The following is a 21,988-nucleotide window of genomic DNA, read 5'->3' as shown; positions in this document are numbered from 1 at the left end:
GCTCCGTGCTGGCAGATCATTTTACTGTAGCGGGGTACTGTTTACTGAACTTGTTACCAGTGTGATGGACACGGCGCGCAACTGGCTCCGTGCTGGCAGATCATTTTACTGTAGCGGGGTACTGTTTACTGAACTTGTTACCAGTGTGGCGGGCACGGCGCGCAATTTGCCGCCAGGCAGGCCGAGTATTTTACTGCACCTGCAGTTTTGCGTTCTGTGCTAAAGCCATCCCACGCGCTTTGATTTTCAACTCGGTAAAAATTACTTTACTATCAGGTTGTACCACTCTTCTGACATAACAATCACCCGCAATTATACATCGCAGGAAAACATGGAAATTTTCTTCACGATTCTCATTATGACCTTACTGGTCTCCGTTTCCGGGATGGTGACACGCATGTTGCCGTTTCGGGTTCCATTACCTTTAATGCAAATCGCGCTGGGCGCTTTGTTCGCCTGGCCGCAGTTTGGCCTGCATGTGGACTTCAACCCGGAGCTGTTTCTGGTGCTGTTTATCCCGCCACTGCTGTTTGCTGATGGCTGGAAAACGCCGACATCGGAGTTCTTACAACATGGCCGCGAGATCATTGGCCTCGCGCTGGTGCTGGTGCTGATAACGGTAGCTGGCATAGGTTTCCTGATCTACTGGCTGGTGCCGGGTATTCCTCTGGTTCCGGCTTTTGCGCTGGCTGCCGTGCTTTCGCCTACCGATGCCGTGGCGTTGTCCGGAATTGTAGGCGAAGGGCGCATACCGAAAAAAATAATGGGGATCCTGCAGGGGGAAGCGTTGATGAACGATGCTTCCGGCCTGGTCTCACTGAAATTTGCTGTCGCGGTGGTCATGGGCACTATGGTGTTTACCGTGGGCGGCGCGACCGTTGAGTTCCTTAAAGTGGCAATTGGCGGGCTGGCCGCTGGTATTATTGTCAGCCTGGTGTACGGCCGTTCTCTGCGCCTGATGAGCCGCTGGAGCGGCGATGAACCGGCAACACAAATTTTGCTGCTGTTCCTGCTGCCGTTTGCATCGTATCTCATTGCCGAGCATTTTGGTGTTTCAGGTATCCTCGCGGCGGTGGCCGCCGGGATGACGATAACCCGTTCCGGCGTAATGCGTACTGCGCCACTGGCTATGCGGCTGCGAGCGAACAGTGTCTGGGCAATGCTGGAGTTTGTGTTTAACGGCATGGTCTTCTTACTCTTAGGGCTGCAGTTACCTGGCATTATGGAAACGTCACTGGCCACAGCCAGCGCCGACCCGAACGTCGAAGTGTGGATGCTGTTTGCTGATATCGTGGTGATTTATATCGCCCTGATAGCCGTGCGTTTTATCTGGCTGTGGGTGATGAAGCGGTTCAGTCAGCGCTTTTTGAAAAACAACCCCATGTCTTTTTCTGACTGGAGTACCCGCGAGTTATCTATTGCTGCTTTCGCGGGGGTTCGTGGGGCGCTGACTCTGGCTGGTGTGCTCGCAATCCCTTTGTTTCTCAAAGATGGTTCGCTGTTCCCTGCTCGTTATGAAATGGTGTTTATTTCCGCTGGTGTGATCCTCTTTTCGCTGGTTGTCGGCGTGGTGATGTTGCCACTACTGCTGCGCCATATCACGGTGACTGACCATGCACTGATTTCCCGGGAAGAGCGTATTGCCCGGTCTGCAACGGCTGAAGTGGCTATTGTGACAGTGCAGAAAATGGCGGAAAGGCTGGCGGCAGATAGCAAAGAGAATATCGATGACGAAGTTATCCGGGAAGTGAGCTCCCGGGTTATCGGCAACCTGCGGCGCAGGGCGGGGGGACGCAGTGATGACACAAGCACCACGCAAGAAGAAAACCTTGAGCGGCGACTGCGCCTGACAGCATTGCGTTCTGAGCGGGCGGAACTTTACCACCTGCGGGCTACCAAACAGATCAGTAATGAAACCCTGCTAAAAATGGTCCATGACCTGGATCTGCTGGAAACATTGCTGATTGAGCGAAGCTAACGTTACAGGCTGCCTGATGGCGGCCAGTGGTTTTTGCAGCATGTTATCCAGGCTTGTGCGCTGTGGGAAAGGTAGCCCTCGTTACGCCAAATCATCCCCAGCGCCCAGTGCAGTTCGCTGTCCAGTGGCCGCCAGCATAACAAGCCCGAATCCAGCTTTTGGCAAATGGGTTCGGGCAAAATAGCCAGCCCTACCTGGGCCTGCACCATGGCAGCCAGAAAATCCCACTGCCCACTACGCACTGCAATTCTTGGGGTAATCCCTAACCCGGAAAACATCTGCATCAACTGGCGGCTGAGGGAAAAATCTTCGTTATAAATCAGTAGCGGTACATCGGCCAGTTGCGTGGGGGAAATGGTGCTCATCTCCGCCCATTCAGAACCTTTGGGAACCACTACGCACAGCGGATGTTGTGCCACATGCAGCGTAGTGAAATGTTGCTCGTCTTCAACAGGCAGCGCCGTTACAGCGACATCCAGCTCGCCATTTTGTACTGCCTGTTGCACTTTCAGCCCACCAAATTCGGAAATTTTTAACTCTACTCTCGGGTATTTTTGGCGAAAGTGGGCAATGGGCGAAGCCATAATCATCCCCACCATTGGCGGGATCCCAAGGCGCAAAGTACCGTGGTTCAACTGGCGAATATCACTCAGCTCTGACTGGAGTTGCTGAACGTTATCCAGAATCACCCGGCCTTTGTCATACACGGCTTGCCCGGTATCAGTGAGCGACAATTTGCGCCCCTGGCGAATCAGCAGCGTGGTGCCTAATTCATCTTCGAGATTGCGCAGCATCTTACTGATAGTGGGCTGGGTAACAAATAAGTTCTCGGCAGCACGGGTGAAGCTTTGCTGGCGGACTACTTCAATAAAATAACGCAACATGCGTATATCCATGCCTGCTCTCCCAAACTATGCCATTTAACAAACTATGCCATTTAACTATGATTTCGATAATTTTAATTCATTTCTGGAATTTTTCGCGCTTTCTTATACTGCGCCTTCTTTGTTGATAATTTCAGGATATCCTGGCTATGGCCATTGCATTACGAACACTGGCACCGGGCATGTTACAACGCCTGCAGGTTCCGGTTCAGGTCGTGTTGTATGCGAGTTTATTTGTACTGGCGGAATATTTGGTTCAGTGGTGGCGTTTGCCTCTACCTGCCAATCTGGTGGGTATGTTGTTGTTGCTGGGGCTGATAGTGACCCGGCTGTTGCCGCTCAGTTGGGTGCGGGCTGGTGCTCGCTGGTTACTGGCAGAAATGTTGCTGTTTTTTGTTCCCGCGGTCGTGGCCGTCGTGAATTACACCCAGTTATTGATGGCGGAAGGCTGGCGTATTGCGCTGGTCATCATGCTCAGTACCGTGATGGTTCTTGGCGCCACGGCCTGGGTGGTGGAGAAAGTCTACCGCTTTGAAGTGGCTCGCCTGGCGCGCAGGCAGGTTCAGGATGAATGATATCGCCTTCAGTTTGTTATGCCTGGTGGCGACAGTTGTACTTTATATGGCGAATAAACGCCTGTATCGCAAATGGCATAAATTACCGTTGATGCCGCTGGTGATGACGCCAGTATTACTGGTGGCAATACTGGTTGCCGGGCATATTTCTTACCAACGATACATGCTGGAAACCCACTGGCTACTGTGGTTGTTAGGCCCGGCGACCATGGCTTTCGCTGTGCCGGTCTATGAAAACCGCGCATTGATAAAACGCCACTGGATGTCGCTTTCGGCGGGGGTAATCACGGCTACGCTGGTGGCTGTAACCAGCTCGGTCTGGCTGGCTCGCCTGTTTACTCTGCCGGATGAAGTGCAGCGCAGCCTGGCTGTTCGTTCGGTGACCACGCCGTTTGCACTGGCCGCAGCCAAACCGCTTGGCGGTCAACCCGATTTAGTGGCGCTGTTTGTCGTGATAACCGGCGTGTTTGGCATGGCGATTGGCGATGTGCTGTTTTTGCGCCTGGCTATTCGTGAGGGTATGGCAAAAGGAGCCGGATTTGGTGCCGCTTCTCATGGTGCCGGAACCGCACGCTCTTACGAACTGGGGCCGCAGGAAGGCATGGTATCCAGCCTGGTAATGATGTTGGCGGGGATAATTATGGTACTGGCTGCCCCAGTAGTGCGCTGGGCGATGTTTTGATACTCCCCCGGCGCACCGGGGGGAGAAAACGGTGTTAGTGCGATTTACCCTGCTCAATACCGATGCCGGTTTGTGAACGGATAAACTGTGCCTGGAACAACGAACGTTCTTGTTTACCGGCTTCACTGGTATCTGTGATGGAGAAGAACCAGACACCGATAAAGGCCGCCAGCATGGAGAACAGCGCCGGGTATTCGTAAGGGAATATCGCTGTGGCGTGACCAAGGATTTTCACCCAAATGGTTGGGCCGAGAATCATCAGAACCACCGCAGTGAGCAAACCTAACCAGCCGCCAATCATTGCGCCGCGAGTGGTCAGTTTGGACCAGTACATCGACAGCAGAATAATCGGGAAGTTACAACTGGCGGCAATGGAGAAGGCCAGCCCCACCATAAAGGCAATGTTCTGTTTCTCAAACAAAATCCCCAACAGAATTGCCACCACACCCAGTACCAGAACGGTAATTTTGGAGACTTTTAACTCCTGGCGTTCTGTTGCGCCTTTGCGGATAACGTTGGCATATAAGTCGTGAGACACCGCCGATGCACCTGCCAGAGTCAGCCCGGCAACTACCGCCAGAATGGTGGCAAACGCTACCGCAGAAATAAAGCCAAGGAACAGGTTCCCGCCAACGGCATCCGAGAGGTGAACTGCCGCCATGTTGTTACCGCCAATCAGTGCTCCTGCCGCGTCTTTAAACGCCGGGTTTGCACCCACCAGCATGATGGCACCAAAGCCGATGATAAAGGTCAGGAAGTAGAAATACCCCATAAAACCCGTAGCGTAGAGCACACTCTTACGTGCTTCGCGGGCGTCGGTCACGGTGAAGAAACGCATCAGGATATGTGGTAACCCGGCAGTACCGAACATCAGGCCAAGGCCCAGTGACAGGGCGGATATTGGGTCACTCACTAACCCGCCAGGCCGCATAATCGCGCCACCTTTAGGGTGCACCGACATCGCTTCAGTAAACAGGTTATTAAAGCTGAACCCGGCATGTTTCATGACCATAATCGCCATAAAACTGGCCCCAAACAACAGCAGCACAGCCTTGATGATTTGTACCCAGGTGGTGGCCAGCATGCCGCCAAACAGCACGTACATCACCATCAACACACCCACCATAACCACCGCAACATGGTAGTTCAGGCCAAATAACAGCTGGATAAGCTTACCGGCACCAACCATCTGTGCAATCAGGTACAACGCCACCACCACCAGTGAACCACAGGCGGACAAGGTACGAATTGGGCGTTGCTTCAGGCGGTAGGAAGCCACATCTGCAAAGGTATAGCGGCCGAGATTACGCAGGCGTTCGGCAATCAGGAACAGAATAATCGGCCAGCCGACCAGAAAGCCTAAGGAATAGATAAGGCCGTCGTAGCCAGAGGTATACACCAGCGCGGAAATCCCCAGAAAGGATGCCGCAGACATAAAGTCACCAGCAATCGCCAGGCCGTTCTGGAAACCAGTGATATTCCCACCAGCGGTGTAGTAGTCGCTTCTGGAGCGGGTCCGGCGGGAAGCCCACCAGGTTATCCCGAGAGTCAGCACGACAAAAATCACGAACATAACAATTGCCTGCCAGTTAGTTGGCTGGCGTTTAACTTCCCCGGTGATGGCATCCGCACACTGTCCGGCCAGTGGCAACCCCATCATAAGTAACGTGGTCAACAAACGCATCATGATGGTTTTACCTCGCTGATAATGGCCTTCGTGAGTCGGTCAAATTCGCCATTTGCCCGCCAGACATACACGCCTGTCAGCACAAACGACAGCACGATAATGCCAATACCAACGGGAATACCGCGGGTGACGTTAGTGTCTGGCCCCAGCGGGGTTCCCAGCCAGTCGGGCGCAAAAGCGATAAGCATGATAAAACCAAAATAAACCACCAACATAATAGCGGTCAGGAGGGCGGCAAACCTTTGCCTTTTGTGTACTAACTCCCTGAAATGCGGGTTATCTTGTACCTGCTGATAAACGGTATCATTCATCGCGGCATCTCCAGAGGTAAGGTCAATTTTTTGTTGTAGGTTAGGTTTAGTTATGGCTTTTAGCGCGCAGATTACGCACATCACTGATTCGCCCTGCACTTATATGCAGGGCGGTATCGTGCCGTATTAAGACGGCATTTTGATTGCTTGTTTTTCCTCCAGTAATTTTTCTACAACACCTGGATCTGCCAGGGTCGAGGTATCGCCAAAGTTGCTGGTATCACCGGCGGCGATTTTGCGCAGAATACGGCGCATGATTTTCCCGGAGCGGGTCTTCGGCAGGGCATCAGTCCAGTGCAGCACATCTGGTGTTGCCAGTGGCCCAATCTCCTTGCGTACCCAGTTGCGTACTTCGGTATACAGTGCTGGAGTGGGTTCTTCGCCATGAATCAGGGTAACGTAGGCATATATAGCCTGGCCTTTAATACTATGGGGGATCCCAACCACAGCTGCTTCAGCAATCAGTGGGTGAGAAACCAGTGCAGACTCAATCTCTGCGGTACCAAGGCGGTGGCCGGACACATTCAGCACGTCGTCTACGCGGCCGGTTATCCAGTAGTAACCATCTTCATCGCGGCGTGCGCCATCACCACTGAAATAGCGGTTTTTGAAGGTTGAGAAATAGGTTTGTTCAAAACGAGCGTGGTCGCCAAACAGTGTGCGCGCCTGGCCAGGCCAGGAATCAGTGATAACCAGGTTACCTTCTGTTGCGCCTTCCTGAGGGTTACCTTCGTTATCAACCAGTGCCGGTTGTACACCAAAGAAGGGCCGGGTGGCGGAGCCTGCTTTCAGTTCAGTGGCGCCGGGTAACGGGGTAATCATGAAGCCGCCGGTTTCTGTCTGCCACCAGGTGTCCATCACCGGGCAGTTTTCATTACCGATTTTTTTCCAGTACCACTCCCAGGCTTCCGGGTTAATGGGTTCGCCCACTGAACCCAGAATACGTAATGACGAACGGTCGGTACCTTCTATGGCGCTGTCGCCTTCTGCCATCAGGGCACGAATTGCGGTTGGCGCGGTGTACAGAATATTGACCTGATGTTTATCCACCACTTGTGCCATACGGTTCGGCTTCGGCCAGTTCGGCACGCCTTCAAACACCAGCGTGGTTGCGCCACAGGCCAGTGGCCCATAAAGCAGGTAGCTGTGCCCGGTTACCCAGCCCACATCAGCGGTGCACCAGTAAATGTCGCCGTCGTGGTAATCAAACACATATTTAAACGTGGTAGCGGCATAAACCAGGTAGCCTCCGGTAGTATGCAGCACACCTTTTGGCTTACCGGTTGAACCGGAGGTATAGAGGATGAACAGCGGGTCTTCCGCGCCCATTTCAACGGCCTGGTGTTCATCGCTGGCGTCAGCCATACAATCGTGCCACCACAGGTCGCGGCCTTCATGCCATTGAATATCACCACCAGTACGTTTAAACGTTATCACATGCTCAATGGTGGTAACTTCCGGGTGCTCAAGCGCTTCATCAACATTCTTCTTCAGCGGTATTCCCCGCCCTGCGCGAACACCTTCATCGGCGGTGATCACCATTTTTGCGCTGGAATCCACAATACGCCCGGCAACGGCTTCTGGTGAGAACCCACCAAAAATTACGGAGTGAACGGCACCAACACGGGCGCAGGCCAGCATGGCGACGGCAGCTTCCGGCACCATTGGCATATAAATCGCCACCACATCGCCTTTGCGGATACCTTGTTTAGTTAACACATTGGCAAAGCGGCAGACTTCGCGGTGCAATTCACGGTAAGTCAGCGTGCTACTTTGGCTGGCATCGTCGCCTTCCCAAATGATAGCCACCTGGTCGCCGCGTGTGGCGAGATGGCGATCCAGGCAGTTAGCCGCCAGGTTGAGGGTGCCGTCTTCGTACCACTTAATCGACACATTGCCCGGTGCGAACGAGGTGTTCTTTACTTTGGTATACGGCTTGATCCAGTCGAGGATCTTGCCCTGTTCACCCCAGAATGCATCAGGATCCTGGCATGACTGTTGGTACATTGACGCATATTGTTCCGGATTTATCAGGCAGCGTTCCGCAATAGTTGCGGGAATTGGGTGCTTGTGTATTTGGCTCATGGCTTTTTTTCTCCTTTCCTGATGTTAATAATATGTCGCGAAAAGGTTAATTGAAGTGGGGGTGATGGCTTTGTTTACTTTTTGGGCGAGAGATCACGCAATGTTTAAAGAGGTTTAATAAAACACCAAACATTCTTTGAAGCAGAGCGGGAAATGGTGCGAAATGTATTAGCGAACATTAACGAAAAATTAAGAGAGAACAGGTGAGTAGCGCTTCTGACTGAGTATTTTGTCTGCTAGCTGAAAGAAGTCATATGAGTTTCATATAGGTTGCACAATTGCGGGGCAATAGCGGTTCGTATAAAAAAGCCGTACACCTGATGGTGTACGGCTGATGAGATATCACACTGTTGTTGTTACCCTTGTGCGCTTTCCCGCAGGCGGGTTTTCAGGGCGTCATAACTCTCTATAACGTACTGCTCCGCTGCATACTGGTCTGCAATAGGCTCAACCCGGACTGCACAGTATTTATACTCCGGCGTTTTGGTTATTGGGCTCAGGTTTTCTGTTACCAGCTCATTACAGGCGCCTATCCACCATTGGTATGTCATGTAGATAGCGCCTTTGTTGGGCCGGTCACTAACTTGTGCCCGGGTGATGATTTTACCTTTACGGGAGTGCACCCATACCAGTGCTTCATCTTCAATGCCCAGTTGTATCGCATCCTGAGTATTGATTTGCGCATAGCCGGGTTCATCCGCCAGTGCTGCCAGAGCCGCACAGTTACCGGTCATGGAGCGGCAAGAGTAATGGCCCACTTCACGTACGGTAGACAACACCATGGGGTATTCCTCTGTAAGCCTGTCCTGCGGAGCCACCCAGTCACAGGTGTAGAACTGCCCCAGGCCATTAGCGCGGTCGAACTGCTTCGCATACAGGTAGGAAGTGCCCTGGTCTTCTGGCCCGGTATCGCGGCATGGCCACTGAATAAAGCCCAGTTCGCCCATTTTTTCATAGGTTGCCCCATAAAAATCCGGGCACAGATGCCGCAACTCGTCCCAAATTTCCTGGGTGTTGTTGTAATGCATCGGGTAACCCATGCGCGTGGCGATTTCACTGATAATTTGCCAGTCTGTCTTCAGGTCCCACTGGGGTTCCACCGCTTTAAAGAAGCGCTGGAAGCCACGGTCTGCCGCGGTGTATACCCCTTCATGCTCACCCCACGAGGTGGATGGCAGGATGACATCGGCTGCAGATGCAGTTTTGGTCATGAAGATGTCCTGAACAATAACCAGTTCCAGGTCATTAAACGCCTGGCGTACCGCAGAGAGTTCAGCATCCGTTTGCAACGGGTCTTCACCCATAATGTAAGCGGCTCTTACTTCCCCGTGAGCAACGCGGTGCGGTAGTTCGCTGATGCGGTATCCCGTTTCAGCAGGCAGTGAGCCCACGCCCCAGGCACTGGCAAATTTCGCGCGGTGCTCAGGGTTGTTCACATACTGGTAGCCCGGGAAGGTGTCTGGCAGTGCGCCCATATCGCAGGCACCCTGAACATTGTTCTGGCCACGTACCGGGTTAACGCCGGTATGGGGTTTGCCCAGATTCCCGGTCAGCAATGCAAGGCTCGTCAGGGAACGAACGGTTTCCACGCCCTGGTAAAATTGCGTGACGCCCATGCCCCACAAAATCATCGCAGTTTTAGCGCCGGCGTAGGTCCGGGCCGCCTGACGGATTTGCTGTGCACTCAGCCCCGTAATGTCTTCGACGGATTCCGGGGTATAGCCCGCAACAATTTTTTGGTATTCCTCAAACTCTTCTGTGCGCGTGGCAACGAAGTCTTTGTCGTACAAGTTTTCTTCGATGATCACATGGCCCAGAGCATTGAGCAGGGCAATATTTGAACCATTACGCAAAGCAAGGTGCTGGTCGGCAATACGCGCGGTTTCAATTTTGCGTGGGTCGCACACAATGATTTTCGCGCCATTTTGTTTTGCGCGCAGAACATGCTTCGCAACAATAGGATGCGAATCCGCAGGGTTATAGCCGAAAATAAACAGTAAATCTGTGTCGTCAATTTCGTTGATGGCATTACTCATTGCGCCATTACCGACCGACTGGTGCAGACCTGCAACCGAAGGGCCGTGTCAGACGCGTGCGCAGCAATCGACGTTATTGGTGCCAATAACGGCGCGCGCAAATTTTTGCATCACGTAATTGGTTTCGTTGCCCGTACCACGGGAAGACCCGGTGGTCATAATGGCATTCGGGCCATATTTCTGTTTAATCGCACTCAGGCGTTCGCTGACATAATCCAGCGCAACATCCCAGGAAACGGCTTCCAGTTTGCCGCCGCGTTTGCGACGAATCATGGGGGACTTCAGGCGGGGAGTGAGGATCTGGGTATCATTGATAAAATCCCAGCCGTAATACCCTTTCAGGCACAAATCGCCTTCATTGGTTTTCCCGTTTGCGCCTTCGGCCTTGACGATTTTACCGTTATTAACCACCAGGTTGATTTTGCAACCTGATGCGCAATAAGGGCAAACCGTGACAACTTTTTTCATCCGATTGGCTCCAGTGATAAGAGTAAGCGTGTGGCATGCCATCACGCGCGCCCATCAATGCATTTTCTGTGCCAGCTAAATAAGCCCGGAACTAATCAGGATATTACGGTGTTTTTTTTGACAAAACTCTGACGAAAGACAGGCCTTCGTCAGATATGACGTGTCGAGAAGGGAAATGAGTAGTGAGTGTTACAGGCGTTTGGTGAAACGCAAATGTGTGGGTTCGTAGCCTTCGCGTAAATAAAAGCGGTGGGCGTCTTTGCGCAGTGCTCCGCAAGATAACTCAAGCAGCTCTGCATCCCACTCACGGGCTTTACTTTCAGCCCAGGCCAGCAAGCGTTGGCCAGTGTTGTGCCCGCGTGATTCCGGCATGACAACCAGTTCCTGAACTTCACCAATCCAGCGGACATGGTGCAGGTGAAATTGCATCTGCAGGCTAATCATACCCACCGGGTGGTTATCCAGCAGTGCAAGCTGGTAAAAACGCTGTGGATCGTCGAGATTACGTACCAGCCCACTGAGAAAGGCGTCCCGGTCAAACGTAGTTTGTTTCAGTTCGCAAATTAGCTTGTATAACGCATCGGCGTCATTAAGCCGGGCAGGGCGTAGTTCAATCGACATGACGGCTCCCGGAACAGAAGTGTTGTGAGGGATATGCTAATCAACATAGTGTGATTTTTGCCATCCCTCAAGTGCCCACTGGCAAGTACCCACTGGATAGTGAATCAACAGATTTGCCAGCCCTTGCTGGCAAACCGGTTAACGGAACACGTTGACGGCATCTTCCAGACGGGAAGCCTGGTGTTGCATGGAGGCCGAAGCCTGGGCGCCCTGATCAACCAGTGTCGCGTTCTGGTGAGTAATATGATCAAGTTGATCAACGGCTTTGGTAATTTCAGAAAGACTGTGCGCCTGGTCTGCGGTCGCATCGCTAATTTGCGCGATAAGCTGGGTCACATTCTTCACCTGGTCCACAATATCGTGCATTGTTTCGCCAGCTTTCTGTACTTCTTCGGCTCCGGATTCTACCCGCGAAGAGCTGGATTCAATTAAATGGCGAATATCGCTGGCCGCTTTGGCACTGCGTTGTGCCAGGCTGCGTACCTCGCCCGCCACCACGGCAAACCCTTTCCCCTGCTCACCCGCGCGGGCGGCTTCTACAGCGGCGTTCAGTGCCAGAATGTTGGTTTGAAACGCAATGCTGTCAATCAGGGATGTAATACTGCCAATTTGTTTGGTGCTTTCGGCTATTTGGTTCATGGTGGCAATAACGGTTTCCATCACTTGCCCGCCATGGGTAGCCGCATTGCTCGCCTGCCCGGAGAGCTTATTCGCCTGAGCGGCGGTGTTGGTGTTATCCCGCACGGTATCGGATAACTGCGTCATGGTTGCCAGGGTTTGTTGCACGTTCACTGCTGTTTGCCGGGTGCGCTCATTAAGGTCTTCATTCCCTTGTGCCAGCGCATCGCTGCCGGTACGCACACTGCACACCTGGCCGCTGACATCATTGATAAGCCAGCGGAACATCAGGCCTAACTGGCTGATTGAACGCAAAGTAATGCCGACTTCATCCGAACGTTGCATGTGGTCGACATTATGGCTGTTGCCTGTCGCCACCATCAGCGCCTGTTTATGCAGTTGTTCTGCAGGCGTAGCGACCTGGCGTTCCTGCAGCAGCCCCACCAAAATAAACAGAACGGTATTTAACCCGAGCATAACCAGGTATTCATGCAGGGAGATATTTACAAAACCCATTACTGCTGAGGAGAGCAGCAGTGTTACCAGCAGTGGCAGGCGAATACGCCAGCGCAATGATAATGTTTTGGTTAATGAAAAGAGTGAAGAGACCCCTTTTTTGACCACCAGGCCATTACGTAATGTGAGATTAGTTGCGCGCCCTTCATTCATGGCCCGGTAGAGGGTTTCTGCCTCACGAATTTCCTCACGTGCGGGCTTAGTGCGAATAGACATATACCCCATTACTTGTCCATTACGTACAATAGGAACTGCATTCGCCCGCACCCAATAATAATCCCCATTTTTCCGCCGGTTTTTTACCAGCCCGGTCCAGGGTTCCCCACGTTTTAACGTTGCCCACATATCAGCAAATGCCTGGCGTGGCATATCCGGGTGGCGTACCAGGTTATGCGGCTGGCCAATAAGCTCCTCACTGGAGAAACCACTGGCTTCGATAAAACTGTCATTCGCATAAGTGATATAACTCTGCAGGTCTGTGGTAGACATCAGTGTCGCGTCGTCCGTCAACTCATATTCAGTATCTGTCACAAAAGGCTGTTGGCGCATTTGGTTATACCTGGCGTTATTGCGGGATTAACAGATGATCTCGGCATTTCTTAATATATCTTTAGCATTAAAAAGTGATGGCTATCTAAAAAATTTTCTCTAAGGAATGAGTAAGTGTAGTTTAATTATGGCTAACAATTAAATTTAATTAATATTTCTTTAATGCATTGATTTTATGTGTTTTTAAATTTTTGCTTTATACGGAAATTGTACTATCGTGATAATAGTTTAGTGTTTTGCCAGGGTATTACCTGGTGCGTGAAATAACCGGGATATTGTTTGTGTCTGATGAGTGGTAGCTGATAAATAAATTATGTCGGGACTTTTTTTACTATTTATAAATGGCACAAGAAAAAAACACCTCCCATTAACGGGAGGTGAAACGAATCAGTTCTTTTTAACAAATTCAGATTTCAGTTTCATTGGCCCAAAACCATCGATTTTGCAATCAATATTATGGTCACCTTCCACCAGACGGATATTTTTCACCCTGGTGCCAATTTTCAGTGTGGAAGAGCTGCCTTTGACTTTCAGGTCTTTAACCACGGTGACACTGTCGCCATCAGCGAGAGTATTCCCGTTGGCATCTTTCACCACCAGGGTATCGTCCTGGTGTGCGGGTTCGTCGTCACGCCATTCGTGAGCACACTCCGGGCAGACATACATCAGATTATCCTGGTATGTATATTCAGACTGGCATTTGGGGCATTGAGGCAGTTGCATGGCGTATCCTTTATTGTATCACTGGTACTGATATTCTCTGCCTGGCGCTGAACAAAAAGCCCACCCAATTATGGAGTTAGCGGGCCATTTTGTGCGAATTCTGTCAGGCGTAAAAGCCGATAATCTGCAGAGAATTCTCATTAAATGGTAAAAAACCGCTGGATTATAACTTATTTCTCATGGTGATTGTGTGGTTTTTTGCATGTTTACATGATTCTGATTATAATAAATATTATATTTAACAATAACATATATATTCAATTTGTGGTTTTAACTGCTAAAAAAGCAATGGTGTTTTTTATGGCGTGATTCTGTCATTACAGAGGTGGAAACATACCGTCTGGCGCCCATTGAAATGGGAGTGATTCGCAATCATGATTTTACTTAACCAAAATTAATGCCATCGGCAGGGAATGAGATAACCTGGTTTTTCATTCTCACAATCAATAAGTTGCTTTAAATATGCGAACAACATATCGTGAAAGCTAATAAGATAGTGTTATTCTTCACTGGCGGCTTTAGGTGGCTCACTCTCTTAATTGGCTTCCTCCGCAACGCTACGCTCACTGGTGTGGGAACACTCTTTTCGCTGATTAGTACCCTGGGTTTATTTACCCGGGGAGGGTTGTTGCCAGTGTTGTGTCATGCTTATTGATTGAATAGAAAAGAAATCTTTTTGCTTCCTTACCTGCGGGTAATGGTTTTTCTTTATATTAAAAATAAATAGTTCCAGGCTATTTCATAACTAAAAAATAAAAGACGTGATTATCACGTCTGATGATTTGCATTAAGGAAAGGTTTTTATGCACACACAGACAATATTTGAATTAAGTCAGGAGGCGGAGAGGCTATTGCAACTGGCTATTTCGCAGCTTGATTCGATTCAACAGTTCCCTGCTTCCAGCCCGCCTGTTGCAGCGACAGACAGTACTGTTGCTGCAAATGCTAACCATTTCAGCCTTAATGGCATACAAAGGCAGCATGAAATATTGCAAAGTGAGCTGCGTAAGCTCACGCATCAGGAAATGGTACTGGCGATTGTTGGCACCATGAAAGCAGGCAAATCCACGACGATTAATGCCATCATTGGTACTGAAGTGCTGCCCAACCGTAACCGGCCTATGACAGCGCTGCCTACGTTGATTCGCCACACGCCTGGCCAGCGGGAACCCAGTCTCTATTTTCCTCATGTTTTACCTATTGAAGCATTGATGGAAAATTTGCATGCCTGCCTGATACATTCAGACCGGCAGGCGCTGGCAGAGCGCCTGGAAATAGACAACGATATGGAAGCCCTGATTCAACGCATAATTGAAAAGCAGGGATTCGAACGGCACTATCTGGGTGCCCAGCCTATTTTTTATTGCCTGAAAAGCCTGAATGACCTGGTACGGTTATCTCAGGTTCTCAACATTGATTTCCCTTTTGCCGCTTATACTGCAATTGAACATATTCCTGTAATTGAGGTGGAATTTGTTCACCTGGCTGAACAGGAAGTTCCTTATGGTCAGTTAACGTTGCTGGATACCCCCGGGCCCAATGAAGCCGGCCAGCCTTATTTGCAGCAAATGTTAAAAGAGCAATTAAGCCGGGCTTCGGCGGTTATGGTGGTGCTGGATTACACTCAGCTCAAATCCATATCCGATGATGAAATGCGCCGGGTAGTGGCTCAGGTTGGCGACAAAGTGCCGGTGTATGCGCTGGTCAACAAGTTTGATCAGAAAGATCGTAATAGCGATGACGAACAGCAAATTCGCGCCCTGATAGCCGGTTCTTTGATGCGCGGAGTTATCACCCCGGAACATGTCTTCCCGGTGTCTTCAATGTGGGGTTACCTGGCATATCGTGCCAAACATGAAATTGAACAGCATGGTTGCCTGCCTGACCCTGACCAGCATCGTTGGGTTCAGGATTTTGCCGATGCCGCATTAGGGCGCCGCTGGCAGACTGCTGATCTCGCCAATATCCCTCATATCGGGCAGGCTGCGCAGTTGCTCTGGGAAGATGCCTTGCTGGAGCAACCCATCAGTACCATTCTTGATGCGGCACAAGGGAAGGCTTCGCTTTTTGCATTGCACTCAGCAGTACAAAAACTGAATAGTTATTCCCGTCTTGCCAGTGAGTTTCTGTTTCTGCGTGCGCAGGGGCTTAATATGGATGATGCCAGCCTGCAGGCACATATTCACAGTCTTGAACTGGATATCACCACACTGTATTCGTGCCAGGCACCGGTAGCCCAACGTGTTCAGATGGAAATGGAAGAAGCGATTGGCCAGATAGGCAATAACCTTGACCAGTGCAGGCAGCGAGTGCATGACGCGCTGAAAAGTTATTTTGAACATGGGGTTGTGCCTGCAATGGTGACGCAAAAAGTGTCCTCGTTGCTGTACCATGAACCAGATTTCACCCCAGGCGAGCGGCTGCTGATTTCCGGTAATGAAAATCTGGCCAGGCTCAGCCTGTTTAAGATAAGCCACTCTTGTGAAGCCATCATGGCCTGGGCTCAGAGCCATATGGCTGCGGCACTGGCCGCGATAGCAGAAACACTGAAGCAGACGTTAACGGCAACGTTTCGCCAAACGCTGGAGCCTATTGAGCAACGCCTGAGTACCGGGCTTGATGCTTGTGTCAAGGAACCGCTCTCCTTACCCGATATTCAGAATATGTTGCTGGATGCCAGTGTTGCCTCCTGTTTTGCTGACGCGTTAACAGAACAGCGTACTGTCAATTCACAAATGCAGACGGGTATTCGTTCTGCGATGCAACGCTGGTTTAATGGCGCGACGGATCAACTGGAAGGAAATGCGGATTATTCACGTCAGTTTGTGATTAACCTTAATGAACTGCAGACGAAACTCTTCCAGCATATTACCCAGGCCTGCGAACATATGCGGGGAGCTGTGTATGCGCAGCTGGATGTCTCCGTCACTCAGTGCCTGACAACCTTTTTTGCTGAAGTGACCAGTGCGCTGGAAGCGATTCAGCGTAACCTGAATCACTGCATGCTGGCTCGCCAGCAAAGCCATGAGCAACAGCAAGGGTTACGTAAACGCGTTCAGCATTGCCTCACAACGGTCACATTTATTCGTGAAGATACACGTTTATTGCAGGAAGATATCCAGACGCTGCTAAAAGCGGAACAATAATAATGACGTATTCATCATTAATTGAAATACCAGAAGAAACACTGGAATGTATTAATGGCAAGTTTGTTGTCGACCTTGCCAGTGATATTGACCTGCGACGGGAGCGCCACCGCCACCCACAAAGCAACCAGTTTTGGGTGCACTTACAGGCGGTATTTCGCCAGAAACTCCCCGCAGGGCAAATTTTACATGGCAGTGAAGCGGCAATGAACCATGGTGATGCCAATCTGGCCTGGCTACAGTGGTTCCTCAGTAAAATGGCGCTCAGCCAGTTTACTCTGGCATCACTGACGGCACGGATTCAGGTGTTGCGCGCCAGTTGCCCTCCCGGCCATGAACGAGAGAAACACCTGCTGCAATTGCAAACCCTGGTAAGCCAGCGCCAGCAGCGGCTGGCCGCGCAACTGGAAAAGTCAGACAGCCTCAACCAGGCTCAGGTTCACTGTGAGCAAGTGTTTGCACGGTGGCGTACCGGGCATTATCAGCGTTTTTCTCCAGCGGCCCGTTGTTATATTGCGCTGGAGGAGTTGCGCTGGGGAATGTTTGGCGATGTCTGCCGTGCGCAACAAGCCATACATTCCCATTCGCTGGTGGAGTTTGTCCGGGAACGAGCCATCGCGCAACTGGCTTGCGATATCGGTGCATCAGCAAGAACCCGGCACTTCTACCATCAGTGGCTTACGTTCCCGCCAGCAACAGGAATGATGGACCTGAAAGCATTACTGAGCTGGCTGGGTGACTGGTGTCACGGTGAGTATCAGCCTGTCACCTGGTCTGTAACACAAAGCTGGCAAAACATTGCGCTGGGTATGCCGCGTATTTGTTCCGCTTCCCGTCTGGCTGGCAGCATGGTGGATGAAATCTTTCACCTGGCAGACGCCGATTAACTGCGCTGGTGGGTAATCAGTAACAAGGGGCAAACCTGTTTCCCCTTGTTATTGGGTGACATCCTCTCGTTCTGTGCAGACATGAGGTTTAACAGCGGCCTCAAGCGGAAAATTGTTTTCTTATGGTTGTGTATGAAAGCAAACCCACCACTGCTGCCTGTTTATGATTTCTATCTTCCCAACCAGAGTTAACCTGCGGCATTAACGGTGTTTCTTCGTTTTACCCGGGGTTTAACGCTACATTGCGGCTCTTCTCGCTTTTTATCATGGCGAACTATCCGTTGAAGGCGACGGATACGTCATGCCATGCGGCTGCTTTTTCTGGAAAAACAGATTTCTTTCACGCGTAGTAACCACTAACACACTGATTCTGTTCATTTATATGAAATATTGAATAATTAGCAAGAAAAGAATGACTTGATTTTAGTAATTCAAAAATGATAATCGGTCTCAAAATTATAAATCTTATCATTTAAGAACAGAGAGAAAAGCCGTGTCAAACCGCCAGTCAACTTGTGTGGGCAAGGGGCCCCGCATATTGGCGTTGCTAATCAGTAGCGCTATTTTCCCGGCACTTGCCGTGGACACAGCAACGGACAGCCAGTCAACAAACACCTCAAAGCAAGAGGCCACTCATTCTCAGAAAGTAGATACCATTACGGTGACTGCTTCTCCTGACAATACCTTCCAGCCTGGTGGCGATGAGCTGGTGCCTGCTTATCTGGACGGGCAGGTTGCCAATGGCGGCCGTCTGGGAATGTTAGGTGAGCAAAGCGCCATGGATGTGCCTTTCAATGTGGTGGGGTACACCTCTAAATTAGTCCAGGATCAGCAGGCACATACAATTGCTGAGGTGGTGGCTAACGATGCGGGTGTGCAGTCGACCAAAGGTTATGGCACATACGCTGAAACATACCGTATTCGCGGTTTTACTTTGAACGGCGATGATATGACTATGGGTGGGCTGCCTGGGGTGGTTCCTCGCCAGGTGGTTGATACCCAAATGCTGGAGCGTATTGAAATTTTCAAAGGTGCGAATGCACTTCTGAATGGTGCGGCTGGTACTGGTGTCGGCGGTATGATCAACCTGGAACCTAAACGCGCGGAAGATACGCCGATTACCCGTGTCGGTGTGGATTACACCTCAGATTCCCGGTTAGGTGGAAGCCTGGATGTGGGCCGCCGGTTTGGTGATAACAACCAGTTTGGCGCAAGGGTAAACTTGTTGCACCGTGAAGGCGAGGGCGCGGTAGATAACGATAAACGCCGTACTACTCTGGCTTCACTGGGGCTGGATTATCGGGGCGACCGCCTGCGTTCTTCACTGGATTTTGGCTACCAGAAGAAAACCTTCCATGGCAGCCGTGGTGGTGTAAATATCAGTGGTGTCGATTTTATTCCAGCGGTGCCCGGTAACTCTACCAACTACACCCAGAAATGGAGTTACAGCGATATCGAAAATGAATTCGGTATGGCGAAATCAGAATACGACTTACTCGATGACGGGCGCCTGACTGCGTATGCCGCACTGGGCGGCCAGCATGCACGGGAAACCGGGGAATCAACCACACCGGCATTGACAGATACCAGTGGTGACGCAACTGTTTCACGCATGAAGTCAGATACCATTATTGATACGCTTAGTGGTATGGCGGGGTTACGCAGTAAGTTTGATACTGGGTTTGTGTCGCACAATGTCAATGTGGGCTATTCCGCATTTACCAGCCAGACCAAGTCTGCCTATGCAATGAATTTCTTTGCACCGACATCAACAATCAACATCTATTCCCCGCAGGATGTTGCAAAACCTGAAGCTGATTATGTTGGTGGTAAATACTCCGATCCATCCACCACGATTCGTAGCCGCACTCAGGGCTGGTTGTTAAGTGATACATTGGGCGTGCTGGACGATAAGTTACTGTTTACTCTGGGTGCCCGCTACCAAAAAGTGGTGTTGGTCAACTATGACTATAACTCCGGGGCGGAAACCTCACACTTCGAAGACAACCGCTGGATGCCGACTTATGGTGTTGTTTATAAGCCATGGAAGCCGGTTTCTTTCTATGCCAACCATACCGAAGCACTGCAACCAGGTGATTCCATTGGTGTGGGTGCACTGAACTACGGCCAAAGCCTGGGTATCATGCACTCCAAACAAAATGAAGTGGGTGTCAAAATGGATTTTGGCCGCATTGGCGGCTCCCTGGCATTATTTGAAATCAAAAAACCTTCAGCGATTAACGACTATGTCGGCTCAAATTACTACACTCGTCTGGATGGTGAGCAGCGTAACCGCGGTATTGAACTGAATGTGTTTGGCGAGCCCATGTTGGGCCTGCGTTTGAATGCCAGCACCACCTGGATAGACCCGGAACTGTCTAAAACTGAAAATGGCACCAACGATGGCAACGATGCCATTGGTGTGCCACGTTTTGTGGGGGTACTGGGCGCAGAATATGACATCCCCCATGTGGAAGGCCTGACTGCAACCGCGCGTGTCAATCATACTGGCTCTCAGTATACCGATGCGGCAAACACCAAAAAGCTGGACAGCTACACCACGCTGGATTTAGGTGTGCGCTACCGGATGCAGCTTAACGCAGACAAGAATGAAATGGTCTGGCGTGTTGGTGTGGAAAACGTCACCAATGAAAAATACTGGGCTTCTGTAGAAAGCTACGGCTCTTATATTTTCCAGGGCGACCCGCGCACTCTGAAAGTGTCAATGACCTACGATTTCTAAGATTCACTGAATAGCTTTTAATAAACCGGTTACCTGAAAAGGTGGCCGGTTTTTTTACCTTTCCGGATAAGCCAGGATAAACGGAACAGGGGATAAAACTGTAATTTTGTTATTTATTAGTAATATTATTTTAATATCAATGCATGCTGTGCTTATTTTTAAATAAAAACATCAATTCTGGATGTGGCTTTAATTCTATCGATGAGGTTATTTTAAAATAACTGCAAATAATAACCATTATTATTCATTTTGCTTTTCTGTTACTACAATATTAGCCATTAAGACCTACTATATTTGGTAGTTTTCCCCTGCGTATTTCAGTCTTGATACCGGTTTAAAATGCTTTTCCTGGCCGGAACTGCAAATAAAACGAGGGGGAGAGTATCAACACCTGATTTCATCATTATGAAATTAAAGCATTTTTTAAGGTAAACCATTTTTTACTTGAGCCTTGTGCTGAATCGAATAAATCCCGCTTACTGCTAAACAGGCTTTTTAGTATCGCTTGAATATCGTGTAAACCTCTGCGCTTTTGTGCCGATAACAGACGAGTATATGTCTATTCTCAGGGAAAAAGGATGAACACTCTTTTCGCAAAGTCACTGTCCGGGAGCGTGATAACGGGGACGTCGTTGTCTGACAATTCCAGCCATGCCACTTCCGGGCATTCTGTAAAAACGAAAGATGCTGAGCACACACAAGATGGAAGTACTGGTGTTGATACAGCACTGCAACAAGATGGCGGCGTGACCGTCTCATTGAACTATTCTGTTGAATCCGGTGAAATTATCTCACCTGAACAACTGGATGGTCTGGCTTCTTTGTCTCAACGCCTGGCGAAAAGCCCCAGCCTGAATAACTCGTTGTTTACTGATCCGGCTACGGCAATGGATGCGGTGAGCTTTACAGGCTTTTACCACGCGGCGGCAGAAGGTGTAACGGCTGATCAACTGGCTGAAAAACTACATACTGCACTGAGTGGCGTACCTGGTAGCGGAACGCAACTGACCGACGCGATGGACCTGGCAATGACGCAGGCCAGGCTGAATAAGCTGGTGGATGATAATATCGCCGCAGACTGGCAACCGCATGCACGGCAGACCGTGGAGCAGTTTATTCAGGCAAAGGTAACAGCTCAGGACAGTGAGTGGCAGGCGCTGGCGGAAGAAGATATTGCACTGGCCGCAGCACGTGGGGATGATGCGAATCAGTCCCAGGCTGAATCAGACCTGGCGGTATTACAGGCAGGTAACAGCCAGCACCAACAATTGCGTACAGCTTTTCTTGAACTGACACGCGATACGTCAAACAGTGACGACTGGTTCAGCACGTTTAGTGCGGCCATAAATGGCAAGGGTGCGCTGGAATATGAAGAACAAATGCATGTCCAGGCACTGAGCACACAATGGCAGAGTTTATAGCCGCGGCAATGCCGTGTTTGCCGCCAGGAGTATCACTTGTTATCACTAACAGGCGGTG

General features: G+C 50.4%; 15 protein-coding genes. 7 read left to right on the top strand and 8 right to left on the bottom strand.

Annotation, left to right across the window (positions count from 1 at the left end; all coding sequences use genetic code 11):
* Positions 1-331: 331 nt before the first annotated feature.
* Positions 332-1,978 (top strand): Na+/H+ antiporter, encoded by a 1,647-nt coding sequence (locus DT73_RS02715; protein WP_036103484.1) that lies wholly within the window; start codon positions 332-334, stop codon positions 1,976-1,978.
* 2 nt (positions 1,979-1,980) lie between these two features.
* On the opposite strand, the gene DT73_RS02710 is transcribed toward DT73_RS02715, so the two are convergent.
* The gene (locus tag DT73_RS02710; RefSeq protein ID WP_036103480.1) at positions 1,981-2,874 is read right to left on the bottom strand and encodes a LysR family transcriptional regulator; all 894 of its coding nucleotides are present in this window, start codon (positions 2,872-2,874) and stop codon (positions 1,981-1,983) included.
* Positions 2,875-3,011: 137 nt separating this feature from the next.
* On the opposite strand from DT73_RS02710, the gene DT73_RS02705 reads away from it, so the two are divergent.
* Positions 3,012-3,437 (top strand): CidA/LrgA family protein, encoded by a 426-nt coding sequence (locus DT73_RS02705; RefSeq protein ID WP_036103477.1) that lies wholly within the window; start codon positions 3,012-3,014, stop codon positions 3,435-3,437.
* Positions 3,430-4,119, top strand: a complete 690-nt coding sequence (locus tag DT73_RS02700) for an LrgB family protein (RefSeq protein ID WP_036103474.1) — start codon at positions 3,430-3,432, stop codon at positions 4,117-4,119. The genes DT73_RS02705 and DT73_RS02700 overlap by 8 nt, the downstream gene beginning before the upstream one ends.
* Before the next feature lie 34 nt (positions 4,120-4,153).
* Here DT73_RS02700 and actP read toward each other — a convergent pair whose 3' ends face one another.
* The 7 genes from actP to DT73_RS02660 form a co-directional block, all read right to left on the bottom strand.
* Positions 4,154-5,809 (bottom strand): cation/acetate symporter ActP, encoded by a 1,656-nt coding sequence (gene actP, locus DT73_RS02695; protein WP_200874765.1) that lies wholly within the window; start codon positions 5,807-5,809, stop codon positions 4,154-4,156.
* A complete protein-coding gene (locus DT73_RS02690; protein WP_036103471.1) occupies positions 5,803-6,117 on the bottom strand; it encodes a DUF485 domain-containing protein in 315 nt (104 codons plus the stop codon). The genes actP and DT73_RS02690 overlap by 7 nt, the downstream gene beginning before the upstream one ends.
* A gap of 126 nt (positions 6,118-6,243) precedes the next feature.
* A complete protein-coding gene (gene acs / locus DT73_RS02685; protein ID WP_036103468.1) occupies positions 6,244-8,202 on the bottom strand; it encodes an acetate--CoA ligase in 1,959 nt (652 codons plus the stop codon).
* Positions 8,203-8,558: 356 nt separating this feature from the next.
* Entirely contained in the window at positions 8,559-10,706 is a 2,148-nt protein-coding gene (gene fdhF / locus DT73_RS02680; protein ID WP_084172224.1) for a formate dehydrogenase subunit alpha, read from the bottom strand.
* A 189-nt stretch (positions 10,707-10,895) separates the two neighbouring features.
* On the bottom strand, positions 10,896-11,327 hold the full coding sequence (gene phnO / locus DT73_RS02670) for an aminoalkylphosphonate N-acetyltransferase (protein WP_036103459.1): 432 nt from the start codon (positions 11,325-11,327) through the stop codon (positions 10,896-10,898).
* A gap of 138 nt (positions 11,328-11,465) precedes the next feature.
* Complete coding sequence (locus tag DT73_RS02665) at positions 11,466-13,010, bottom strand: PAS domain-containing methyl-accepting chemotaxis protein (protein ID WP_036103456.1); 1,545 nt, start codon at positions 13,008-13,010, stop codon at positions 11,466-11,468.
* Positions 13,011-13,397: 387 nt separating this feature from the next.
* Positions 13,398-13,733, bottom strand: a complete 336-nt coding sequence (locus tag DT73_RS02660; RefSeq protein WP_036103452.1) for a zinc ribbon domain-containing protein YjdM — start codon at positions 13,731-13,733, stop codon at positions 13,398-13,400.
* 803 nt (positions 13,734-14,536) lie between these two features.
* On the opposite strand from DT73_RS02660, the gene DT73_RS02655 reads away from it, so the two are divergent.
* The 4 genes from DT73_RS02655 (at position 14,537) to DT73_RS02640 (ending at position 21,930) form a co-directional block, all read left to right on the top strand.
* Positions 14,537-16,879 carry a dynamin family protein gene (locus tag DT73_RS02655; RefSeq protein ID WP_036103449.1) on the top strand — a complete coding sequence of 781 codons (2,343 nt, stop codon included), beginning with the start codon at positions 14,537-14,539 and terminating at the stop codon, positions 16,877-16,879.
* Positions 16,880-16,881: 2 nt separating this feature from the next.
* Positions 16,882-17,766: a diguanylate cyclase regulator RdcB family protein gene (locus DT73_RS02650; protein WP_036103445.1), complete on the top strand. Its 885-nt coding sequence runs from the start codon at positions 16,882-16,884 to the stop codon at positions 17,764-17,766.
* 535 nt (positions 17,767-18,301) lie between these two features.
* Positions 18,302-20,509: a TonB-dependent siderophore receptor gene (locus DT73_RS02645; RefSeq protein WP_051691245.1), complete on the top strand. Its 2,208-nt coding sequence runs from the start codon at positions 18,302-18,304 to the stop codon at positions 20,507-20,509.
* Between the two features lie 578 nt (positions 20,510-21,087).
* The gene (locus DT73_RS02640) at positions 21,088-21,930 is read left to right on the top strand and encodes a hypothetical protein (protein ID WP_036103442.1); all 843 of its coding nucleotides are present in this window, start codon (positions 21,088-21,090) and stop codon (positions 21,928-21,930) included.
* Positions 21,931-21,988 lie beyond the last annotated feature (58 nt).

The sequence above is a fragment of the Mangrovibacter sp. MFB070 genome, from assembly GCF_000705335.1.
GTDB lineage: Bacteria > Pseudomonadota > Gammaproteobacteria > Enterobacterales > Enterobacteriaceae > Mangrovibacter > Mangrovibacter plantisponsor.
This window is presented reverse-complemented; position numbering and strand designations above follow the sequence as displayed.

Excerpts from the sequence above, each read along its gene's own strand:
- DT73_RS02710 (WP_036103480.1), bottom strand. The coding sequence starts at position 2,874 with ATGGATATACGCATGTTGCGTTATTTTATTGAAGTAGTCCGCCAGCAA.
- DT73_RS02640 (WP_036103442.1), top strand. The coding sequence starts at position 21,088 with ATGAACACTCTTTTCGCAAAGTCACTGTCCGGGAGCGTGATAACGGGG.
- DT73_RS02655 (WP_036103449.1), top strand. The coding sequence starts at position 14,537 with ATGCACACACAGACAATATTTGAATTAAGTCAGGAGGCGGAGAGGCTA.
- phnO (WP_036103459.1), bottom strand. The coding sequence starts at position 11,327 with ATGTCGATTGAACTACGCCCTGCCCGGCTTAATGACGCCGATGCGTTA.
- DT73_RS02700 (WP_036103474.1), top strand. The coding sequence starts at position 3,430 with ATGAATGATATCGCCTTCAGTTTGTTATGCCTGGTGGCGACAGTTGTA.
- acs (WP_036103468.1), bottom strand. The coding sequence starts at position 8,202 with ATGAGCCAAATACACAAGCACCCAATTCCCGCAACTATTGCGGAACGC.
- DT73_RS02665 (WP_036103456.1), bottom strand. The coding sequence starts at position 13,010 with ATGCGCCAACAGCCTTTTGTGACAGATACTGAATATGAGTTGACGGAC.
- DT73_RS02650 (WP_036103445.1), top strand. The coding sequence starts at position 16,882 with ATGACGTATTCATCATTAATTGAAATACCAGAAGAAACACTGGAATGT.
- DT73_RS02690 (WP_036103471.1), bottom strand. The coding sequence starts at position 6,117 with ATGAATGATACCGTTTATCAGCAGGTACAAGATAACCCGCATTTCAGG.
- DT73_RS02705 (WP_036103477.1), top strand. The coding sequence starts at position 3,012 with ATGGCCATTGCATTACGAACACTGGCACCGGGCATGTTACAACGCCTG.
- DT73_RS02660 (WP_036103452.1), bottom strand. The coding sequence starts at position 13,733 with ATGCAACTGCCTCAATGCCCCAAATGCCAGTCTGAATATACATACCAG.
- DT73_RS02715 (WP_036103484.1), top strand. The coding sequence starts at position 332 with ATGGAAATTTTCTTCACGATTCTCATTATGACCTTACTGGTCTCCGTT.